The following is an 18,356-nucleotide window of genomic DNA, read 5'->3' as shown; positions in this document are numbered from 1 at the left end:
TCCGTTTCAGTTGCTTCTGATATGCGGGTCCGAGCCGGATAAGTCAAGATTTGGAACGATTCTAAATGTTGACTGCCAACCGGATCGCTTCATCCAACCGATCATCACCCCAGTATAGTTCTTCACCGACCAGAAAACTGGGCGCGCCAAACAGCCCCTTGGCCTGAGCGGTTTTAGTCTGCTTGATCAAAGCAGACTTGATCTCAGGGTCTTGTGTTCTGTCCAAAAGGTTTTCAGGCAGGCCAGCGGATTTCAGGCAATCAACCAGAACCGCATCGTCCGACACGTTCCGACCTTGTGCAAATTCTGCTGTATAGACCGCCCGAACGAAGCGCGCCCTGTTGGTCAGATCTTCAATAGCCAGCGTGAGGCGCGCAGCCTTCAGGCCGTTTTGCGGAAACGGATCCGGCTGCCGGAAGGGCAGGCCGCGCTGCGCCGTCAAACGCTCCATATCGCGCCACATATAGCGCCCTTTGGCCGGGTAGATGTTGAACGGGGAATTGTTCCAGCCCTGCGCCGCGAAAATGGGCCCAAGAAGAAAGGGATGCCATTCTACGACGACGTCGTGCTGTGCCGCAGCCTGCTCGATTCGCATGGCGCTGAGGTAGGAATAGGTCGATGCGAATTCGAACCAGAACTGGACGCGGCGTTGCATAGGATAGCCTCAGGTGATGGCTTCCAGCTTTTCCTTGCTTAGGTCGCCGGGCACAATTGTGATCGGAATCGGCAAGCTGCCCGAGTTTTTGGTCAGCTGCGTTACCAGGGGGCCAGGCCCTTTCTTTTCGATGCCAGCCCCCAGGACCAGAACGCCGATGTCCGGGTCTGACTGGACATGTTCGATGATCTGAGGGACAGGGTCGCCTTCGCGAATGGACAGTTCGGGGTCGATCCCTTGTTTGTCGCGCATCCATTTGGCGAAAACTTCGTAATGCGCATGAATGCGTTCGCGTGCCTCTTCGCGCATGGTTTCGGCAACACCGATCCAGTGATTGAACTCATCGGGTGGGATGACGGACAGGATCGTTACCCCTCCACCGGTATGGGCTGCACGCATTGCAGCGAAACGCATAGCGTTAAGGCATTCACGGCTGTCATCCAGAATGACTAGAAACTTACGCATGGGTGTCCTCGTGTATTTAGGGGGATCATGCCCGACCAAATGCGGGCTGGCAACACGGCGTATGACTACCGAGTGCTTGCAGCCCAGTCCCAATAAAGCTCGCGCGCGCGGCGTGCAATCGGTCCGACCTGATATTGGGTGCCTTCTAATGCGGTGACCGGCGTTATCTTGTTCATGTTACCGGTCATAAACACCTCGTCCGCCTTGTGAAAATCTTCAAAGCTGAGGGCGGATTCGTGGACCGTCACGCCGTCGGCGCGCAGGTTTTTGATATGTCGCGCTCGGGTGATGCCAGCCAGAAAAGTTCCATTGGGCGTAGGGGTGAATACCTCGCCATCGCGAACCATGAAGATGTTTGCGGTGGCGGTTTCCGCCACATGACCCAAGGCATCCGCTACCAGCGCGTTCGAGAACCCCTTGGACTTTGCCTCTTTCAGCATTCGGGCGTTGTTGGGATACAGGCATCCGGCTTTGGCATTCACAACGGCTGATTCCAGAACCGGCCGGCGGAACCGCGTGGTGGTCAGCGTAACCGAAGCTGTCTCCGGTGCCATTGGTATCTCTTCCAGACAAATAGCAAATCCGGTGCTGTCCTGCTGAGGCACAATGGCCGTGGCGTCACCGTCAATGCCCCAATACATCGGCCGAATATAGACGGCGGAACCTTTGGCATAGCCATCCAGCCCTTCGCGGACGATTTCGACCATCTGTTCGGTCGTCACGGTTGGGGTCAGTAAAAGCGCCTCGGCCGAGCGGTTGACCCGTTCGCAATGGGCCACCAAATCCGGGGTCAGCCCGTCGAAGAATCGCGCGCCGTCAAAGACCGAAGACCCCAGCCAAGCGCCATGGTCTGCCGCCCGCATGATCGGGGCGTCCCCGTTGTGCCACTGACCATCAAAATAGGTGCGGATATTTTTGCCGACTGCCATGACGCCCTCCTTTGCCCTTGGGGCAACCTAGGAAGGCGTCACAGGAAGGTCCAGCGCAATCAGCCTTGTTTTGCGCCAACCATACCCACGATGTCGTAGGTCTGTTGCAGGATCGGGGCCGCTATCGCCCGCGCCTTTTCCGCGCCGCGTGCGAGAATCCGGTCAATCTCGGCCTCTTCCCCCATCAGACGCGCCATCTCGGTTGAGATCGGCGACAGTTTGGCGACCGCCAACTCAGCGAGCATCGGTTTGAATTCACCGAATTGTTTGCCGCCGACTTCGGCCAAAACCTGTTCCGCCGTTTGATCGCTGAGCGCAGCATAGATGTTGACCAGATTGCGTGCCTCGGGACGTTCGGACAGACCGTCGGTTTCTGAAGGCAGGGCATCCGGGTCGGTCTTGGCCTTGCGGATCTTTTTGGCGATCTCGTCGGCATCGTCCGTCATGTTGATCCGGGTCATATCGGACGCGTCCGAAGACGACATCTTCCGCGAGCCGTCCCGCAGGTTCATCACGCGCGGCGCGGGTCCACCGATTACCGGCTCGGTCACCGGAAAGAAATCCACGCCATAGTCATGGTTGAACTTGATCGCGATGTCGCGAGTCAGCTCCAGATGCTGTTTCTGGTCCTCGCCCACCGGCACATGTGTCGCGTGGTAGGTCAGGATGTCCGCTGCCATCAGTGCCGGATAAGCAAACAAACCCAGCGAGGCGTTCTGAGCATTCTTACCCGCCTTGTCCTTGAACTGCGTCATCCGCTGCATCCAACCCATCCGGGCGATACAATTGAAGATCCACGCCAGTTGCGTGTGCTCGGCCACCTGGCTTTGGTTGAACAGGATGGACTTTTCAGGGTCCAGACCGGCGGCGATGAAACCGGCGCAAACCTCGCGGGTCTTTTCGCGCAGACGGGCAGGGTCTTGCCAGACGGTGATCGCGTGCAGGTCGACCATGCAATAAATGGTTTCGAAATCTTCGCCCTGCATATCCACAAAACGCTTGAGCGCACCCAGGTAGTTGCCAAGGTGCAGGTTTCCCGAAGGCTGGATGCCGGAAAACACGCGCGGCGTGAACTTGGTTTCGGTCATCGAAGGGAACTCCCGTCTGGAAAAATCAGCCCCCGTCGCTTACCCATGAGGTCAAGGGACGTCAACAGCCGCGAAAGGCCAGCCCAATGAGCAGTGAGCATTATACACCCGCCGTGAACCCTCTGCCGCCCGTTGTGGTGGCGTTGGTCCTGTTCATCATGGGGATCGAATTGGCGTTTACGCTGGGTTCGCGCGGCCTGGTCGGAGGACCTGGCGCAGTGGGTTGGCGCCTGGATGCCTTGCAGAGCTACTCATTTTCACCGGACATCTTTCACTGGATGATCGAGAACGGCCGCTGGCCATTTGAACACATGATCCGTTTCGTGACCTACCCGTTCGTCTCAGGTAGCTTTACGCAAGCGGTGTTCGTCAGCGTCTTTGTTCTGGCCATGGGCAAAATGGTGGCCGAAGTGTTCGGTGGCCTGCAGATGCTGATCATTTTCGTTGTGTCTGGGGTTGGCGGTGCGTTGATCTATGCGCTGCTGCTGAACCCAAATTACCCGCTGGTCGGAGGGTTCCCGCCCGTCTACGGTTTGATCGGCGCGTTCACATGGCTGCTGTGGCGCAAGTTGTCACTGGTCGGTGAAAACCAGTCCCGTGCCTTCAGCCTGATCGCGGTTTTGATGGGCATCCAGCTGGTGTTCGGACTTTTGTTTGGCGGCACGTCCGATTGGGTTGCCGATCTGGGCGGGTTTGCCACCGGATTTGGTCTGTCGTTTTTCCTGGCACCCGGCGGATGGGCGCGGATCGTGGGACGTATTCGCCGCGACTGATCAGGATCGACGCAGCGCTTTTCTGAATTCGGACAGCTCGAACGCTTTGAAGAGGTGACCGAGTAAGAAGTAGGCGGCAGCTGCAACTATGATTAGGACAAGCAGCGCCAGATAACGCCATCCGGGTACCTGGAAGGTCCAGCCAAAAATATGAAGGGCGGCGAAAAGCACAACGCCCATACCCAGCGATGCCGCGACGACGCGCCAGGCACGTCGTTTGAACCGGTCGTCAAACCGTGCTTCATCGCCGAAACGGCGCGCTCCAATCGCCAACAAGGCAACCATCGCCCAACCGGCAGCCGAAGCCGCAATCGCCGGTGCGATCCACCCCACCAACGGGTAAAGACCAAAGGCCAGCCCGGCATTGATCACCATAGCAACTACGGCATAGCGAAACGGAGAGCGGGTGTCTTCGCGCGCGAAGAACAAGGGCTGCAGCAGCTTTTGCAGCATGAAAGCGGGCAGGCCGACTCCATAGATAGCTACGGCCAAGGCAGTGGCTGCCGTGTCCTCGGGGCTGAATTGGCCTCGTTGGAACAGGACTGACACTAAAGGTATTGGAATGATCAGAAAGGCAACCGTGGACGGCAGGGTCAGCAGCAGTGTGAACTCTCCGGCGCGGGAATAGGCATTGCGCGCCCCGTCCTTGTCCCCGGCCCGTAAGCGGCGGGACAGATCTGGGAGCAGGACGATCCCCACCGCAATACCGACCACGCCCAATGGCAATTGATACAGCCGATCCGCTGCGAATAGCCAACTGACAGCCTTTTCGGTTTTGGATGCGACCAACTGGCCAACCACCAGATTGACCTGCGTAACGCCCATCGCCAAAGCGGCGGGCACTGCAATGCGAACCATGCGTCGCATTTCCGGGCTGAGCTTGGGCAGGCCGGGACGGATGCGAATACCTGCACGTTCTGTCGCCACCCAAACCAGCGCCAGTTGCGCGACCCCTGCCAGCGGAATGACCGTAATCAGCCACCAGATTACGTCGCCGCCAGACAGCGCGCCTGCGATCAAAGCAGTACAGGCAAAGATATTGAGTAAGACAGGCGCGGCAGCGGCAGCCGCGAACCGACCGGTGGCATTCAGAACGCCGGAAAACAGCGCGGCCAGTGACATGAACAGGATATAGGGAAAAACGATGTAACCGTAGTCGACAGCCATGTCGAAGCGTTCATCGCCATAGAACCCTTCGGCGGTCAGCCAAACAAGTCCAGGCATGAATACCATCGCCAATCCAACCAGTGCCAAAACGGCCGCCGCCAGCAGGTTGAAGGCATCCTGAGCAAATCCTTCGGCGTCTTCTACGCCCTCCAACCGTTTCGAGAACATCGGTACAAAGGCGGCGTTGAAGGCACCTTCGGCAAAGAAACGACGAAACATGTTGGGCAGGCGGAAAGCGGCAACAAAGGCGTCCATCACCGGACCGGGCCCGATATAGGCGGTTAGCAGAATCTCTCGGAGAAATCCCAAAATTCGACTGGCCAGAGTCCAGAATCCGACCGTGAACAGGCCTGAAAACAACCGGATCTGTTTCATGAGATTGCGCGCTCCGCACCTTCAGTGATGGCTTTGCGCAGCTTGGTCTCAAGACCGCGTTGCTTGCTTTCGGAATGGTATTTCAGGCCGAACATGTCCTTGACGTAAAACGTATCGACAACCTGTTCGCCATAGGTCGCGATCACGGCGTTGGCGATATAGACATTGGCCGCCGCCAGCGTTCTGGTCAGGTCATACAACAGGCCCGGGCGGTCGCGGGTATCAACCTCGATGATGGTGTAGATCTCGGACCCGTCATTATCGAAGATGATATGGGTCGGCACATTGAAGGCGCGTTCGCGTTTCTTGATCTTGTCGCGCGATTTCAGAGCGTCACGCGCCACGACTTCGCCCTTGAGCGTCTTTTGGATCATCTGTGTCAGTCGCGGTAATCGGCTGGCCTCAAAAGGGTGGCCCTCGGCATCCTGAATCCAGAACGCATCGGTGACGTACCCGTCCTTGGTGGTATAGCTACGGGCGTCGACCACGTTGGCCCCAACCAACGCAAGCGCGCCGGCGATGCGGGCGAAAATCCCTGGATGGTCTGCCATGGCAAAACACGCGCGGGTAGCGTCGCGATCGTCATCCGGGTGCAGGTGAATTTCCATCGCGCCGGGGTCGCCGCTGTGTTCCAGAGCGCGTAGCATTTTCGCGAACTCAATATGTGTAGACAGGTTCAGGCCCTGCCAATATGGCGCATAGTGTCGTCCTGTTTCGGCCTTCAGGTCAGCCTTCGACCAATCGTCAAGCGCCGAACGCAGCGCCTTTTTGGCTTCTGCGCCACGGTTGGCCCGGTTCAGATCTTCCATACCGGTTTCAAGCGCCCGTTTGGTTTCAGCGTGCAAGGCGCGCAGCAGGGTGGCCTTCCAGTTGTTCCAGGTGTTGGGCCCAACGCCGCGAATGTCACACACGGTCAGAACCGTGAGCAGATCCAACCGTTTGACCGTCTTAACCGCCTTGGCAAAATCGCGCACTGTGCGCGGGTCCGAGATGTCGCGTTTCTGCGCCATGTCCGACATCAATAGGTGATATCGTACCAACCATTCCACGGTTTCAGAGTCTGATTTGTTCAGACCCAAGCGCGGAGCAACCTTGCGCGCGATCTGAGCGCCCAGAATGGAATGGTCCTCGGGCCGCCCCTTGGCGATATCGTGCAGCAGCAATGCTACGTAGAGGACCTTGCGATTAACCCCGCGTTTCAGGATCGATGACGCCAGCGGTAGTGATTCAACCAGTTCACCGCGTTCAATCTGGGCTAAGTTGACGATGGTCTGGATTGTGTGCTCGTCCACTGTATAGCTGTGATACATGTTGAACTGCATCATCGCCACGATGTGTTCGAACTCTGGCAAAAACGCCGACAATACTCCCAATTCGTTCATGCGGCGCAGGGCGCGTTCCGGGTTGCCGTGTTTCAGCATCAGGTCCAGAAAAATGCGCTGCGCCTCTTTGTTTTGGCGCATGTCGTCGTCGATGAGGTTTAGGTTGGCTGTCACCAGCCGCATCGCATCCGGGTGGATCAGCATGCCAGTGCGAAGACCTTCCTCGAACAGACGCAGAAGGTTCAGCTTGTCGGACAGAAACTTCTTGGCGTCCGCTACATCCAAGCGACCGTGAACGACCTTGTACCCTGCTTTGACACGCGGTCGACGCCTAAAGATGCGTTCCAGTAGGGCGGCACCTTTCACGTGTGACGCTTCGAGTTTGGTCAGGAATATCCGGGTCAGTTCACCAACGCGCGTTGCCTCGCGGAAATAGCGTTGCATGAACACTTCAACAGCCCGTCGCCCGGCCCTGTCTTCATAACCCATACGGTCGGCCACCTCGACCTGCAGGTCGAAGGTCAGCTGTTCTGTCGCACGACCGGTCAGCAGATGCAGATGTGAACGCACGGCCCACAGAAACTCTTCGGCCTCTACAAAGGTGCTGAATTCCTCGGGTTCAAACAGGCCCAGAGGGACCAGTTCAGCCACGTCCTGAACGCCATAGATGTACTTTGCAATCCAGTAGAGCGATTGAAGATCGCGCAGCCCACCCTTGCCCTCTTTTACATTGGGCTCGACCATGTAACGCTCGCCCTGCTTGTGGTGGCGCTCGTCACGTTCCTGCAGCTTAGCCTCGATGAATTGACGCTCGCTGCCCTTGAACAGCTCGGTTTTCAGACGGTCATCAAGTTCTTCGGCAAGGGCCGCGTCCCCAGCCAGATAGCGTTGCTCGAGCATGGCGGTGCGGATGGTGAAATCCTCGGTGCCCAGTCGCAGGCAATCCTTGATCGTTCGGGATGAATGGCCAACCTTCAGGCGTAGATCCCAAAGCATGTAGAGCATGGATTCGATGACGCTCTCGGCCCAGGCGGTGATCTTGTAGGGCGTCAAAAAAAGCAGATCGACGTCCGAAGCCGGGGCCATTTCGCCGCGGCCATATCCACCAACTGCAAGGACCGCAATCTTTTCGCCCTGCGTCGGGGTTGCCAGCGGATGTAGATAGGTGCTGGCCACTTGCATCGCTGTGCAGACCAACCCGTCGGTCAAATAGGTGTAGGACCGGGTCAAAGGTCTGGCGTCAAAGGGGCGTTTAGCGAAGGCATCCGAAATGGTCTTGCGCCCAGCCTTTTGGGCATCGCGTAGGATGCGCACGGTTTCATTCCGCCGCGCGGCATTGTCTTGAATATTTTCAAAGGCTTCCGACAGTTGCGCCAGGATGGTGGTACTGCCGAAAATTTCATCGGCCGGGCAGATCAACTCACCCTTGGGGGTGAGCGTCAGCATCGGCTGATCAGAAACCGGCGCCAGAGAAGCTTTGAGGGGCGGAGTCAATCACTACTACCTGTTTGTTCTGGATCGTGGCAACGGCCAGACCGCGTTCATTCGTGCCGTCTGATCGCAGGCGGAAGATGCCGCCAACGCCCTGGAAACCGGCATTTTGTGTCAGGGCAGATGCGGTCAGCGCGTCGGATTTTCCCTGGCTCACCAAAGCCGCAATCGCTGCAATGCCATCATAGGCCAGACCGCTGATCGGGTGCGGAGCCTCACCATAGGTGCTGTTATACCGCTGACGGTACGCCTGCGCCTTTGCCGGGTCGGGCAGGGCGAACCAGCCCCCTTGAACACCCGGCAGCTCCAGCGTCTGTGCCGGTATGTCCCAGCGCGTCAGGCCGAGGAACTGGGTAGTGGCCGGCGACACACCAGCTTCTGGCAACAGCTGCGAATACAGCGGCAGTGCGCCAGCTGTCGTTGCCGTCAGAAACACCGAATCCGCACCAGCAGCATCCACGGTTGCCTTTATCGTTGGAACCGAATTGATGACGCCTTGCTGGGACCGGTCATAGCCAACCGTACCCGCGTTCGCTACGCGGCTGCTGGCAAGCGCAGTTGCAATCGCTGATTGACCAAGCTGCCCGGCTGCATCGTTGCTGTGGACGATGACCATGCTGGTCTTGCCTTGTGAACCGGCAAAGTTGACCAAACGGTTCGCAGTGTTTTGAAAGGTCGGGCCCAGAACAAAGACGTTGCCACCTGCAATGCTGGTATTGTTCGATAAGGACAGCACATTGACCTTGTTATTTAGTACGGAGAGACCTGCCGAGTTTGCCGCCTGCGCGTAAACCGGGCCAATGATGATCTTCGCCCCATCCGCGACGGCTTGTTGCGCCACTGTCGCGGCCGTGTTCGAGCTGCCCCGCGTGTCATAAACGCGCAGATCAATCTTAACATTCTGCAGATCAGCCATGGCCAGACGCGCCGCGTTCTCAAGGCTCCGCGCCAGTTCGGCGTCGCCGGAATTTCCCGATCCCGCCGGAACCAAAAGTGCGACCGGAACGGGTTTGGACGTGTTGATTGACGGGCCTCCGCCAAGGCCGCCGGGCTCACATGCCGCGAGGAATGCGGCGGTTGCCAGGATCGCGGCGGATTTCGCCAGCTTGCGAACGGGCTTGCAAACGGTAAACATCTAAATGAAAACTCCCTGTCCCGGCGGCTTGGGGTACCACCAATCTGTTATGCCGCGATAATAAACGTCACGCTGTGAGGGTCCAGCTTTGAATTTTCAAAAAGTAAGATTGGGCGCGGGCCTGTATTTTGTTGCCACTCCGATCGGTGCGGCGCGCGATATAACGCTCAGAGCGCTGGATGTGCTGGCCTCGGCTGACGTCATTGCTGCCGAAGACACGCGCAGCTTGCGCCGGTTGATGGAGATTCACGGCGTACCGCTGGATGGGCGACGAATCCTAGCCTATCACGATCACAGCGGCGTCGGCGCGCGCGGCAAAATCCTTGATGCGTTGCAGGACGGGAAGTCTGTCGCTTATGCATCTGAGGCCGGAATGCCGCTGATCGCCGATCCGGGATACGATTTGGGGAAGCAGGCCGCCGAAGCGGGTCATACGGTGACCTGCGCACCGGGACCGTCAGCGGCGCTAATGGCGCTGACACTGGCCGGGCTGCCGACAGATGCATTCTTTTTTGCGGGCTTCTTGCCGAACGCGACCGGCGCGCGCCGGTCGCGGATCGAGGTATTGCGGGACGTGCCGGGCACACTGGTGTTTTACGAATCTCCGAAACGCGTAGCAGCGTGTTTGTCGGATCTTGCAACCGTGCTAGGCAATGACCGTCAGGCCGCAATGTGCCGCGAACTGACAAAGAAATTCGAAGAGGTTCGTCGCGGGACGTTGGAAGAACTGGCGGCCAACCTGCATGGGCAGACAGTCAAAGGTGAAATTGTTCTGCTCGTGGACCGCGGACATTCAGAAACTGTTAACGAATCCGACGTAGAAGAGGCGTTGAAACGAGCCTTGGAAACCCATTCAGTTCGCGACGCGGCCGATCTGGTATCAGAGATGTACAAGCTGCCGCGCCGCCCGATCTATCAGAAGGCTCTGAAATTGGGAAAGGGATGACATGGCTGCACGATCCGTTCGAAGTTCGGTGTCCTATCATGCCGGGCAGGCGGCGGAGCAGCAGGTTGCGTCAAATTACGAACAACGCGGCTATTTCATCCTGAATCGCCGCTGGCGCGGCGCCGGTGGGGAGATCGATCTTATTGCGCGCGACGCTCACGGGATTGTCTTTGTCGAAGTGAAAAAAAGTGTCAGTTTCGATGCCGCTGCCGCCCGGATCAATCGGCGCCAAATGGATAGGATCTGCGCATCGGCGGCCCAATTCCTGGAAACCGAACCAAACGGGCAATTGACCAATGTGCGGTTTGACGCGGCTTTGGTGGATGCCTCGGGCGCCGTTCAAATTATCGAAAACGCCTTCGGTTTAGCCTGATCCCCATTGAACCCCCGACGTGGCTGGGCCATGTATCTGGCGTGAAACTGAGGGACACGCCATGAAAATCGCCTTTCAGATGGACCCAATCGGGGCCGTGGATATCAATGCCGACAGCTCATTCCGTCTGGCCGAAGAGGCGCAGGCGCGCGGACATACGCTGTTTTTCTACAGCCCGGATCAGCTGGCCTATCAAGAGGGGCGGATCACCGCGCGCGGTCAGGACATGAAAGTTCAACGGGTGGCGGGCAATCCGGCGGAACTTGGCCCCGAACGTGAAGTGGACCTGGCAGAGTTCGACGTGATCTGGCTGCGTCAGGACCCGCCGTTTGACATGCATTACATCACATCGACCCACTTGCTGGACCGTCTAAAGGGGCAAGTTTTGGTTGTGAATGATCCGTTCTGGGTGCGGAACTACCCCGAAAAACTACTGGTTCTGGATTTCCCGAATCTGACGCCGCCCACAACGATTGCGCGGGATCTGCAGACCATCAAGGCGTTCAAGGAAAAGCACGGCGACGTCATCCTCAAACCGCTTTATGGCAATGGCGGTGCCGGAGTTTTCCGGTTGGACGCGAATGATCGCAACCTGACCTCTTTGCATGAGCTGTTCACCGGGTTCTCGCGCGAGCCTTTGATTGTTCAGAAATTCCTGCCGGATGTCAGCAATGGCGACAAACGTGTGATTCTGGTTGATGGTGAAGCCGTAGGTGCGATCAACCGCGTACCGGCCGCGGGCGAAACACGTTCGAACATGCATGTAGGCGGTCGTCCCGAAAAGATTGGCCTGTCCGAGCGCGACCTGGAAATTTGTGCCGCGATCGGACCGCTGCTGAAGGAAAAAGGCCAGATATTTGTCGGCATCGACGTGATCGGCGATTTCCTGACGGAAATCAATGTGACCTCGCCAACAGGCATTCAAGAGCTAGAGCGGTTCAACGGCGTGAACGTCGCCGAAAAAATTTGGCAGGCGATTGAAGCCAAGCTTTAAGATGCCGCCTTGGCGCTGATACGAAAGCTCAGCGCCTCGGCGATATGAGGGCGCCGGACATCCGGCGCCCCGTCCAGATCAGCGATAGTACGCGCTACGCGCAGGATGCGGTGAAAGGCGCGGGCAGACAGGCCAAATCGCTCGGCTGCCTTCAGCAACAGGTCTTTGCCTTCAGCATCCGGGGCAGCGATTTCATCCAGCAATTTACCCTCGACATCGGCGTTCTGACGGGTGGACGGTGTATCGCAAAACCGCTCTGCCTGAATCGACCGGGCTTGTTCGACGCGCGCGGCAACGGTGGCGGAACTGTCACCCGAGGGTGGTAGGTCCAGATCGGTGAATCTGACCGGGGGCACCTCAATCCGCAAATCAAACCGGTCCATCAACGGCCCGGAGATTCGGCTCAGGTAATCCTCTCCGCAAACAGGTGCGCGGGAACAAGCGCGCCCGGGATTGGTGAGGTAGCCGCATTTGCAAGGGTTGGCCGCCGCGACCAGCATGAACCGGCAGGGGTATTTCACATGGGCATTTGCACGCGCGACCATGACCTCTCCAGTTTCAATAGGCTGGCGTAGTGTCTCTAGAACCGTGCGTGGGAATTCCGGGAACTCGTCCATGAACAGAACGCCGTTGTGGGCCAGTGAAATCTCGCCCGGCTTTGCCCCCCTGCCGCCACCAACGATCGCAGCCATGGACGCCGTGTGATGAGGTTCGCGAAACGGGCGGCTGCGGCTGATCCCACCTTCGTCCAATAGCCCGCACAACGACTGAATCATCGAAGTTTCTAACGCCTCGGTCGGTGTCAGCGGCGGTAAAATCCCGGGCAGGCGTGCAGCCAGCATGGATTTGCCGGAACCGGGTGTGCCGGTCATGATCAGATGGTGCCGACCTGCTGCGGCGATTTCCAGGGCGCGCTTTGCACGTTCTTGCCCTTTGACGTCGCGCAGGTCACGCGCGCTGGGCTCAAGTGTGACTTCGCCGGGCTGTGCGGCGGATAGCGGAGACTGGCCAGAGAAATGCCGCACCACGTCCCCAAGCGACCCAGCGCCGATCACCTGTGTTGCATCAACCCAAGCAGCCTCGGCACTAGAGGCACGGGGGCAGAGCAAGGCCCGATCCTCAGCCGCCGCAGTCATTGCAGCGGGTAGGGCACCGACCACAGGCACTAGTGAGCCATCCAAAGATAACTCGCCCAGCGAAACCGAACCTTCGGCGGCGTCCCGCGGAATGATCTCTAACGCGGACAGCAATGCAACAGCTATAGGCAGGTCGAAATGGCTGCCTTCTTTGGGTAGGTCGGCAGGCGACAGGTTGATAGTGATCCGTTTTGACGGCAACGCGATGGCCATCGAGCTCAGCGCGCTGCGGACGCGGTCTCTCGCCTCGGACACGGCTTTGTCGGGCAAGCCGACGATGGAAAATGTGGGTAGGCCCGGCGAGACGGCGCACTGCACCTCGACCGGGCGGGCATCGACCCCTTGAAAAGCAACTGTGTGGGCGCGGGCAACCATGAATGACCTTTTTGGTTAACAGGTCGTTGCTGCCACAGCCGCGGTTTAAGAATCGTTAATGGCGCGGGTCATCTCGGTGAATTTTGGCCATGCACCGGGATCAGCGACTGTTTTGTCACGGCAGAACCGGTTGCAGAACCCCCAGCGCAGGCCATTCAGTTCGAGAACTGCGGTGACAGCTTTGCCGGAATAAGGGCAGGCGTCGTTGTTCGACTTAGTACCATCTACCGCTTTTGCTTGCGAAGTACCGGCAATTGGCCAAGGCTCTGATGGCAGATCCATGGGGTATGGAAAAGGGTCGTAGTTGACCGTCAGCCCCATCGCACGCCACTGGCGGACAGAAACATCCGACAGCAAATCAATGCAGTAGTCGCGATTGGCATCAGCGATCGGCAAGCCATAGCCAATCATCCGTGCCGCGACCGGCGTATAGAACACGTCCGCAAGGGAATAGTGGCCAAACAAAGGACCGGAGTCCGCGCCAGACACATCACGGGCATGGGCCCACAAGGTCTGGATCCTTGCAAGATCGGCGCGTGTTTCGGTCGACGGAGTGAACCCCTGCCAGCACTGTTTGAGCTGCATCGGACACTGCCCGCGCAATGCGCTAAACCCGGCTACCATTTCGGTGCAAAGCCACCGCGCGGTGGCGCGCGCGGCGGGGTCTTTGGGCCAAAGCCCCGCTTCGGGATGCAATTCGGCAAGGGTTTCCGCCATCGCCAGACTTTCCCCAACCACGGTGCCGTCGGGCAATCGCAGGGCCGGGACAAGGCGGGCCGGCGCGAGGGGTTTCATATCCTCGGCCATGGTGCCGGAATAGAGGCCGATCATGTGGGAACGATAGGGCAGGCCGAACTTTTCCAGCATCAGCCACCCGCGCATGGACCAGCTGGAAAACAGGCGGTCTCCGATAAACAAATCAAAAGTCATGCGGCTAGGATGGCGCGGCCGTTCCATTCCGTAAATCAGTGATTTGTGCGCGGTTGCATCACGGAAGATGATTGATCCGTCCGACAGACCAGCGATCGCCGTGATGCGTGATTTCGGTAACCGAAAGGTTGTCGATGCGATGGCCAAAAACCTCTTGCGCGTCAACGTCGAGCGCCCTTTGGACCTGGGTTAGGATCACGCCAAAATGCGCCACCACCACCAGATCGCATCCTGTGTGTTGTTGGATCAACTGGTCAACGGCTGCGTCGACGCGTGCGCGGACCTCGTTCCAGCTTTCCCCGTTTGGGGGGCGCACATCGCCGGTGTTGTCCCAATATGCAAAGGCAAGTTCGGGGTCTTCAGCCTCAATCTCTTTGAAGGCGCGCAGCTCCCAAGTGCCGAAATTGATTTCGCGCAGCGCAGACTGATGTTGCAGCCGCCGCCGTGTGCCTTGAATGGCCAATGCAGTATCGGCGGCGCGGCTCAGGTCAGAGGAAACAAAGATAGCGTCCGCAGGCAGGTGGTCATGCAACCGGGCAACGGCGGCGCGATCGCTGAGGTCAGCAGGCAGGTCGGACCAGCCAACCATCGTTTTGGCATGGGTTGGACCGTGACGCACGAGATGCAGACGTGTCAATCCAGTCGCCCCTTCAATACCAACGGTAGGCCAGCCGTGACCTGCACCACCAGATCGGCCTCGGCGGCCAACGCGATGTTCAGCTGCCCCTGCGCCTCGCGGAACCGGCGGGATAGTGCATTGTCAGGGACGATCCCGTGTCCAACCTCGTTCGAGACGATGACGACCTGTGAGGAACACAGGCGTAGTGACTGCAAAAGCGCGCTTTGCGCCTGTTCCAGATCGTTTTCTGCAAGCAGGTGATTGGTCAGCCACATGGTGGCACAGTCGATCAGACAGACAGAGTTTGGGGGCAAATCCGCCAATGTCGGGCCAAGGTCAAACGGTGCCTCAATTGTCTTCCAGCCTTCGCCCCGTTGGGAAACATGGCGCTGAACCTTACCTCGCATCTCATCATCAAACACTTGTGATGTCGCCAGGTAAACTCTCTTTTTTCCTGATGAAACAACAAGATGTTCGGCAAAAGCCGACTTGCCCGAGGCCGCGCCGCCCAACACAAAGGTTAAATCCGGACTCACGATAATTACCTTCCATGTGATCCACCCGGTTTTGCTTTGCGTATCGTTCATAGGTCGGCAAAGCAACCCCGGCCCGCGCCTGTGAAAAGGGGAGATTTCAATGGCACTGGACAATACGAACGACTTCTCGATGTCCCGGAGGGCAATGAAAGCCGAGCTTCTGGACGCGGAAACCGAATTAAAGTTGGCATATGCGTGGCGGGACGACCGCGATGAACAGGCCCTTCACCGATTGATCACGGCGTATATGCGGCTGGCCATTTCGATGGCGGCCAAGTTCAAACGCTATGGGGCGCCGATGAATGATCTGATCCAGGAGGCCGGGTTAGGATTGATGAAAGCTGCCGACAAGTTCGACCCCGACCGGGGCGTGCGGTTTTCGACTTATGCGGTCTGGTGGATCAAGGCCAGCATTCAGGACTATGTGATGCGCAACTGGTCAATGGTGCGCACCGGGTCCACGTCTTCGCAAAAATCCCTGTTCTTCAACATGCGACGTGTGCAGGCCCGGCTAGAGCGTGAGGCCGCGTCTGATGGCATGGATCTGGACCGTCATCAATTGCACCAGATGATTGCCGCAGAGATCGGCGTTCCGCTGCGGGACGTGGAAATGATGGAAGGTCGTTTGTCCGGCTCCGATTTCTCGTTAAATGCCGTTCAATCGGCAGATGAAGACGGCCGGGAATGGATCGACGCGCTGGAAGATGAGCGCGAACAAGCCGCTGAAGCTGTCGAAAACAGTCACGATACCCAGCAATTGCGGGAATGGCTGGTGACGGCAATGCAGGCTTTGAATGATCGTGAGAGGTTCATTGTCCGCGAACGAAAGTTGCGCGAACCCGCCCGAACGCTGGAAAGCCTTGGGCAGGAACTTAGCCTATCCAAAGAACGGGTGCGTCAGCTTGAGGCTTCGGCTTTTGTGAAAATGCGCAAGAACCTTGAAGCCCAATCGCGTGAGGTGCAACACTTCATCGCATGAAACATCTTGCGATTCTGCTTTGTGCACTGGTGGTTATGGCCAACCCTGGCCATGCCGATGAGCTGATACCCGACGACGTTGTGTCTGCGATGACGTCTGCTGACGTCGTCATATTAGGCGAAATTCACGACAACCCGCTGCACCACATCATTCAGGCCGAGGCGTTGAAGGCCATCAATCCCTCGGCGGTTGTCTGGGAAATGGTGACTGAAGAAGGTGCTCAGAGATTGGCGGACAAGGCCATTTCCGATCCGGAAGAGCTTGCCAGAATTCTGAAGTGGCTCGAATCCGGCTGGCCGCCGCTTAGCATGTATTACCCGGTCTTTCAGGCCTCAGACGCGCCGGTTTACGGTGCCATGGTCCCGCGCGCGGCAATGGAACGTGGCGCCGCCACGGCTCTGGGTGCTGATGCTGCCCGTTATGGATTGACGGTGCCATTGCCGAAGGTTGAGCAGACCGAGCGTGAGGCTGATCAACTCGCTGCCCATTGCAATGCCATACCCGAGGCCGCCTTGCCACAACTGGTCGCAATCCAACGGTTGCGGGATGCGGTTCTGACAAGGGCCATATTGCGCGCTGTGGAGGATACCGGCGGACCGGTTGCGGTGATCACCGGCAATGGTCATTCCCGTAAGGACAGGGGGATTCCAACCTTTCTGTCCCGGTTACGCCCCGGTTTGAAAGTTTTCGTGCTGGGTCAGTCCGAGGATGGCGTCATTGACGGTGAGTTCGACGCAGTGATCGACAGCCCTGGCATCGAACGTGAAGACCCTTGTCTGGCGTTTGAGACACAGAATTAACCGCTGGAACTGTCCGTTGGCCTTGCCTAATGTCGGGCCGACCGGGACGGGAAGGGCACAATATGCTGGCATCGAAACGCATTCTTCTAATCATCGGCGCTGGAATTGCGGCCTATAAGTCGCTGGATCTGATCCGGCGGCTGAAAGAACGTGGTGCCTCTGTAACACCGGTTCTGACAGGCGCGGCCGAAGAGTTCGTGACCCCGTTGTCGGTCTCGGCGTTGGCCGGAGAGAAGGTTTATCGCGATCTGTTCGACCTGACGGATGAGGCCGCGATGGGCCATATTCAACTGTCACGGTCCGCCGATCTGATCGTGGTCGCACCGGCAACGGCGGACATGATGGGAAAGATGGCGGCCGGGCTGGCCAACGATCTGGCCTCGACCCTGCTGATGGCGACAGATACCCCGGTTTTGTGCGCACCGGCGATGAATGTTCGCATGTGGGACCATCCGTCAACACAGCGCAACCTCAAGCAATTGCAAGCAGATGGCATCCGGTTTGTCGGACCCAATGAGGGTGACATGGCTTGTGGAGAGTACGGCCCAGGTCGAATGTCGGAGCCTCTTGAGATTGTGGCCGCGGTCGAGGCGCAACTTGGCAACGGTCCGCTGAAGGGCAAGCGTATTCTGGTCACCTCCGGCCCGACACATGAACCGATCGACCCTGTGCGCTACATCGCCAACCGGTCCTCGGGCGCGCAGGGCACCGCGGTGGCACGGGCGTTGTCTGCGCTGGGCGCTGATGTGGTTTTTGTTACCGGCCCTGCCGATGTTTCGCCGCCCGAAGGGATGCAGGTTATTCGCGTGGAAACCGCGCAGCAGATGTCTGACGCGGTCGACGCTGCACTGCCAGTAGATGCGGGTGTGTTTGCTGCTGCGGTTGCGGATTGGCGCATGGCGGCGGCTTCAGACAAGAAGCTGAAGAAAAGCCGCGATGGTCTTCCGGTGCTGGAGTTTGCTGAGAACCCCGACATCCTCAAACGCGTGTCCAGGCTGGATGCGGGGCGGCCGACCTTGGTGGTTGGCTTCGCCGCAGAAACTGACAACGTGCTTGAACACGCCACTGCGAAACGGGCACGCAAGGGCTGTGACTGGATCGTTGCCAATGATGTCAGCCCTGCGACGGGCATCATGGGGGGATCAGAAAACGCTGTCACCTTGATCTCGGACGAAGGGGCCGAAGAATGGCCGCGCATGGACAAGGATGCAGTGGCGCAACGTCTGGCGCAAAAGATCGCCGACGCTCTGACAAGCTGAACAAGAGGT

The 18,356-nt window shown here is 58.3% G+C and carries 18 protein-coding genes; 7 read left to right on the top strand and 11 right to left on the bottom strand.

The genetic code is table 11. From position 1 onward, the window contains the following. Positions 1–61: 61 nt before the first annotated feature. From RUA4292_RS17515 to trpS, 4 genes are all read right to left on the bottom strand, one after another. A complete protein-coding gene (locus tag RUA4292_RS17515) occupies positions 62–655 on the bottom strand; it encodes a 2-hydroxychromene-2-carboxylate isomerase (RefSeq protein ID WP_058278763.1) in 594 nt (197 codons plus the stop codon). 9 nt (positions 656–664) lie between these two features. Further along, complete coding sequence (locus tag RUA4292_RS17510) at positions 665–1,120, bottom strand: universal stress protein (RefSeq protein WP_058273504.1); 456 nt, start codon at positions 1,118–1,120, stop codon at positions 665–667. Positions 1,121–1,185: 65 nt separating this feature from the next. Further along, on the bottom strand, positions 1,186–2,049 hold the full coding sequence (locus RUA4292_RS17505) for a branched-chain amino acid aminotransferase (RefSeq protein ID WP_058278762.1): 864 nt from the start codon (positions 2,047–2,049) through the stop codon (positions 1,186–1,188). A gap of 59 nt (positions 2,050–2,108) precedes the next feature. After that, complete coding sequence (gene trpS / locus RUA4292_RS17500) at positions 2,109–3,137, bottom strand: tryptophan--tRNA ligase (RefSeq protein ID WP_058278761.1); 1,029 nt, start codon at positions 3,135–3,137, stop codon at positions 2,109–2,111. Positions 3,138–3,223: 86 nt separating this feature from the next. On the opposite strand from trpS, the gene RUA4292_RS17495 reads away from it, so the two are divergent. Further along, positions 3,224–3,910 (top strand): rhomboid family intramembrane serine protease, encoded by a 687-nt coding sequence (locus RUA4292_RS17495; RefSeq protein ID WP_058278760.1) that lies wholly within the window; start codon positions 3,224–3,226, stop codon positions 3,908–3,910. Here the strand turns inward: RUA4292_RS17495 and murJ are convergent, their stop codons facing one another. Genes murJ through RUA4292_RS17480 form a run of 3 tightly spaced genes read right to left on the bottom strand, consistent with a single transcriptional unit; the run spans position 3,911 to position 9,400 of the window. After that, entirely contained in the window at positions 3,911–5,452 is a 1,542-nt protein-coding gene (gene murJ, locus RUA4292_RS17490) for a murein biosynthesis integral membrane protein MurJ (protein WP_058278759.1), read from the bottom strand. Beyond that, positions 5,449–8,220 (bottom strand): [protein-PII] uridylyltransferase, encoded by a 2,772-nt coding sequence (locus RUA4292_RS17485; protein WP_199520024.1) that lies wholly within the window; start codon positions 8,218–8,220, stop codon positions 5,449–5,451. Before RUA4292_RS17485 ends, murJ begins: the two co-directional genes overlap by 4 nt. A 7-nt stretch (positions 8,221–8,227) precedes the next feature. Then, positions 8,228–9,400 carry a penicillin-binding protein activator gene (locus RUA4292_RS17480; protein ID WP_058278757.1) on the bottom strand — a complete coding sequence of 391 codons (1,173 nt, stop codon included), beginning with the start codon at positions 9,398–9,400 and terminating at the stop codon, positions 8,228–8,230. An 88-nt stretch (positions 9,401–9,488) separates the two neighbouring features. On the opposite strand from RUA4292_RS17480, the gene rsmI reads away from it, so the two are divergent. From rsmI to gshB, 3 genes are all read left to right on the top strand, one after another. Further along, positions 9,489–10,346 carry a 16S rRNA (cytidine(1402)-2'-O)-methyltransferase gene (rsmI, locus tag RUA4292_RS17475; RefSeq protein WP_058278756.1) on the top strand — a complete coding sequence of 286 codons (858 nt, stop codon included), beginning with the start codon at positions 9,489–9,491 and terminating at the stop codon, positions 10,344–10,346. A gap of 1 nt (position 10,347) precedes the next feature. After that, positions 10,348–10,719 (top strand): YraN family protein, encoded by a 372-nt coding sequence (locus tag RUA4292_RS17470; RefSeq protein ID WP_058273496.1) that lies wholly within the window; start codon positions 10,348–10,350, stop codon positions 10,717–10,719. A gap of 61 nt (positions 10,720–10,780) precedes the next feature. Beyond that, complete coding sequence (gshB, locus tag RUA4292_RS17465) at positions 10,781–11,713, top strand: glutathione synthase (RefSeq protein WP_058278755.1); 933 nt, start codon at positions 10,781–10,783, stop codon at positions 11,711–11,713. Here the strand turns inward: gshB and RUA4292_RS17460 are convergent. Genes RUA4292_RS17460 through cobU form a run of 4 tightly spaced genes read right to left on the bottom strand, consistent with a single transcriptional unit; the run spans position 11,710 to position 15,360 of the window. After that, positions 11,710–13,224, bottom strand: coding sequence for a YifB family Mg chelatase-like AAA ATPase (locus RUA4292_RS17460; protein ID WP_058278754.1), 1,515 nt, complete (start codon positions 13,222–13,224; stop codon positions 11,710–11,712). The two genes, gshB and RUA4292_RS17460, sit on opposite strands and share 4 nt — an antisense overlap. Positions 13,225–13,269: 45 nt before the next feature. Continuing rightward, positions 13,270–14,154: a glutathione S-transferase gene (locus RUA4292_RS17455; RefSeq protein WP_058278753.1), complete on the bottom strand. Its 885-nt coding sequence runs from the start codon at positions 14,152–14,154 to the stop codon at positions 13,270–13,272. 58 nt (positions 14,155–14,212) lie between these two features. Further along, complete coding sequence (locus tag RUA4292_RS17450) at positions 14,213–14,791, bottom strand: histidine phosphatase family protein (protein WP_058278752.1); 579 nt, start codon at positions 14,789–14,791, stop codon at positions 14,213–14,215. Next, entirely contained in the window at positions 14,788–15,360 is a 573-nt protein-coding gene (gene cobU / locus RUA4292_RS17445; RefSeq protein WP_058278751.1) for a bifunctional adenosylcobinamide kinase/adenosylcobinamide-phosphate guanylyltransferase, read from the bottom strand. The genes RUA4292_RS17450 and cobU overlap by 4 nt, the downstream gene beginning before the upstream one ends. 49 nt (positions 15,361–15,409) lie before the next feature. Here cobU and RUA4292_RS17440 point away from each other — a divergent pair, with 49 nt between their 5' ends. The 3 genes from RUA4292_RS17440 (at position 15,410) to coaBC (ending at position 18,347) form a co-directional block, all read left to right on the top strand. Then, positions 15,410–16,288, top strand: coding sequence for an RNA polymerase factor sigma-32 (locus RUA4292_RS17440; RefSeq protein WP_058278750.1), 879 nt, complete (start codon positions 15,410–15,412; stop codon positions 16,286–16,288). Then, complete coding sequence (locus RUA4292_RS17435; protein WP_058278749.1) at positions 16,285–17,088, top strand: ChaN family lipoprotein; 804 nt, start codon at positions 16,285–16,287, stop codon at positions 17,086–17,088. Before RUA4292_RS17440 ends, RUA4292_RS17435 begins: the two co-directional genes overlap by 4 nt. A gap of 62 nt (positions 17,089–17,150) precedes the next feature. Continuing rightward, the gene (coaBC, locus tag RUA4292_RS17430) at positions 17,151–18,347 is read left to right on the top strand and encodes a bifunctional phosphopantothenoylcysteine decarboxylase/phosphopantothenate--cysteine ligase CoaBC (RefSeq protein WP_058278902.1); all 1,197 of its coding nucleotides are present in this window, start codon (positions 17,151–17,153) and stop codon (positions 18,345–18,347) included. Positions 18,348–18,356 lie beyond the last annotated feature (9 nt).

The sequence above is a fragment of the Ruegeria atlantica genome (assembly GCF_001458195.1).
Classification (GTDB): Bacteria; Pseudomonadota; Alphaproteobacteria; order Rhodobacterales; family Rhodobacteraceae; genus Ruegeria; species Ruegeria atlantica.
Note: the sequence above shows the minus strand (reverse complement) of the source record. Positions and strands in the feature narration are given on the sequence as shown.

Coding starts and splice junctions, on each gene's coding strand:
- murJ (WP_058278759.1), bottom strand. CDS start 5,452: ATGAAACAGATCCGGTTGTTTTCAGGCCTGTTCACGGTCGGATTCTGG.
- RUA4292_RS17505 (WP_058278762.1), bottom strand. CDS start 2,049: ATGGCAGTCGGCAAAAATATCCGCACCTATTTTGATGGTCAGTGGCAC.
- RUA4292_RS17470 (WP_058273496.1), top strand. CDS start 10,348: ATGGCTGCACGATCCGTTCGAAGTTCGGTGTCCTATCATGCCGGGCAG.
- RUA4292_RS17440 (WP_058278750.1), top strand. CDS start 15,410: ATGGCACTGGACAATACGAACGACTTCTCGATGTCCCGGAGGGCAATG.
- RUA4292_RS17460 (WP_058278754.1), bottom strand. CDS start 13,224: ATGGTTGCCCGCGCCCACACAGTTGCTTTTCAAGGGGTCGATGCCCGC.
- cobU (WP_058278751.1), bottom strand. CDS start 15,360: ATGAACGATACGCAAAGCAAAACCGGGTGGATCACATGGAAGGTAATT.
- RUA4292_RS17515 (WP_058278763.1), bottom strand. CDS start 655: ATGCAACGCCGCGTCCAGTTCTGGTTCGAATTCGCATCGACCTATTCC.
- RUA4292_RS17480 (WP_058278757.1), bottom strand. CDS start 9,400: ATGTTTACCGTTTGCAAGCCCGTTCGCAAGCTGGCGAAATCCGCCGCG.
- RUA4292_RS17510 (WP_058273504.1), bottom strand. CDS start 1,120: ATGCGTAAGTTTCTAGTCATTCTGGATGACAGCCGTGAATGCCTTAAC.
- RUA4292_RS17495 (WP_058278760.1), top strand. CDS start 3,224: ATGAGCAGTGAGCATTATACACCCGCCGTGAACCCTCTGCCGCCCGTT.
- RUA4292_RS17455 (WP_058278753.1), bottom strand. CDS start 14,154: ATGACTTTTGATTTGTTTATCGGAGACCGCCTGTTTTCCAGCTGGTCC.
- coaBC (WP_058278902.1), top strand. CDS start 17,151: ATGCTGGCATCGAAACGCATTCTTCTAATCATCGGCGCTGGAATTGCG.
- RUA4292_RS17485 (WP_199520024.1), bottom strand. CDS start 8,220: ATGCTGACGCTCACCCCCAAGGGTGAGTTGATCTGCCCGGCCGATGAA.
- RUA4292_RS17435 (WP_058278749.1), top strand. CDS start 16,285: ATGAAACATCTTGCGATTCTGCTTTGTGCACTGGTGGTTATGGCCAAC.
- trpS (WP_058278761.1), bottom strand. CDS start 3,137: ATGACCGAAACCAAGTTCACGCCGCGCGTGTTTTCCGGCATCCAGCCT.
- gshB (WP_058278755.1), top strand. CDS start 10,781: ATGAAAATCGCCTTTCAGATGGACCCAATCGGGGCCGTGGATATCAAT.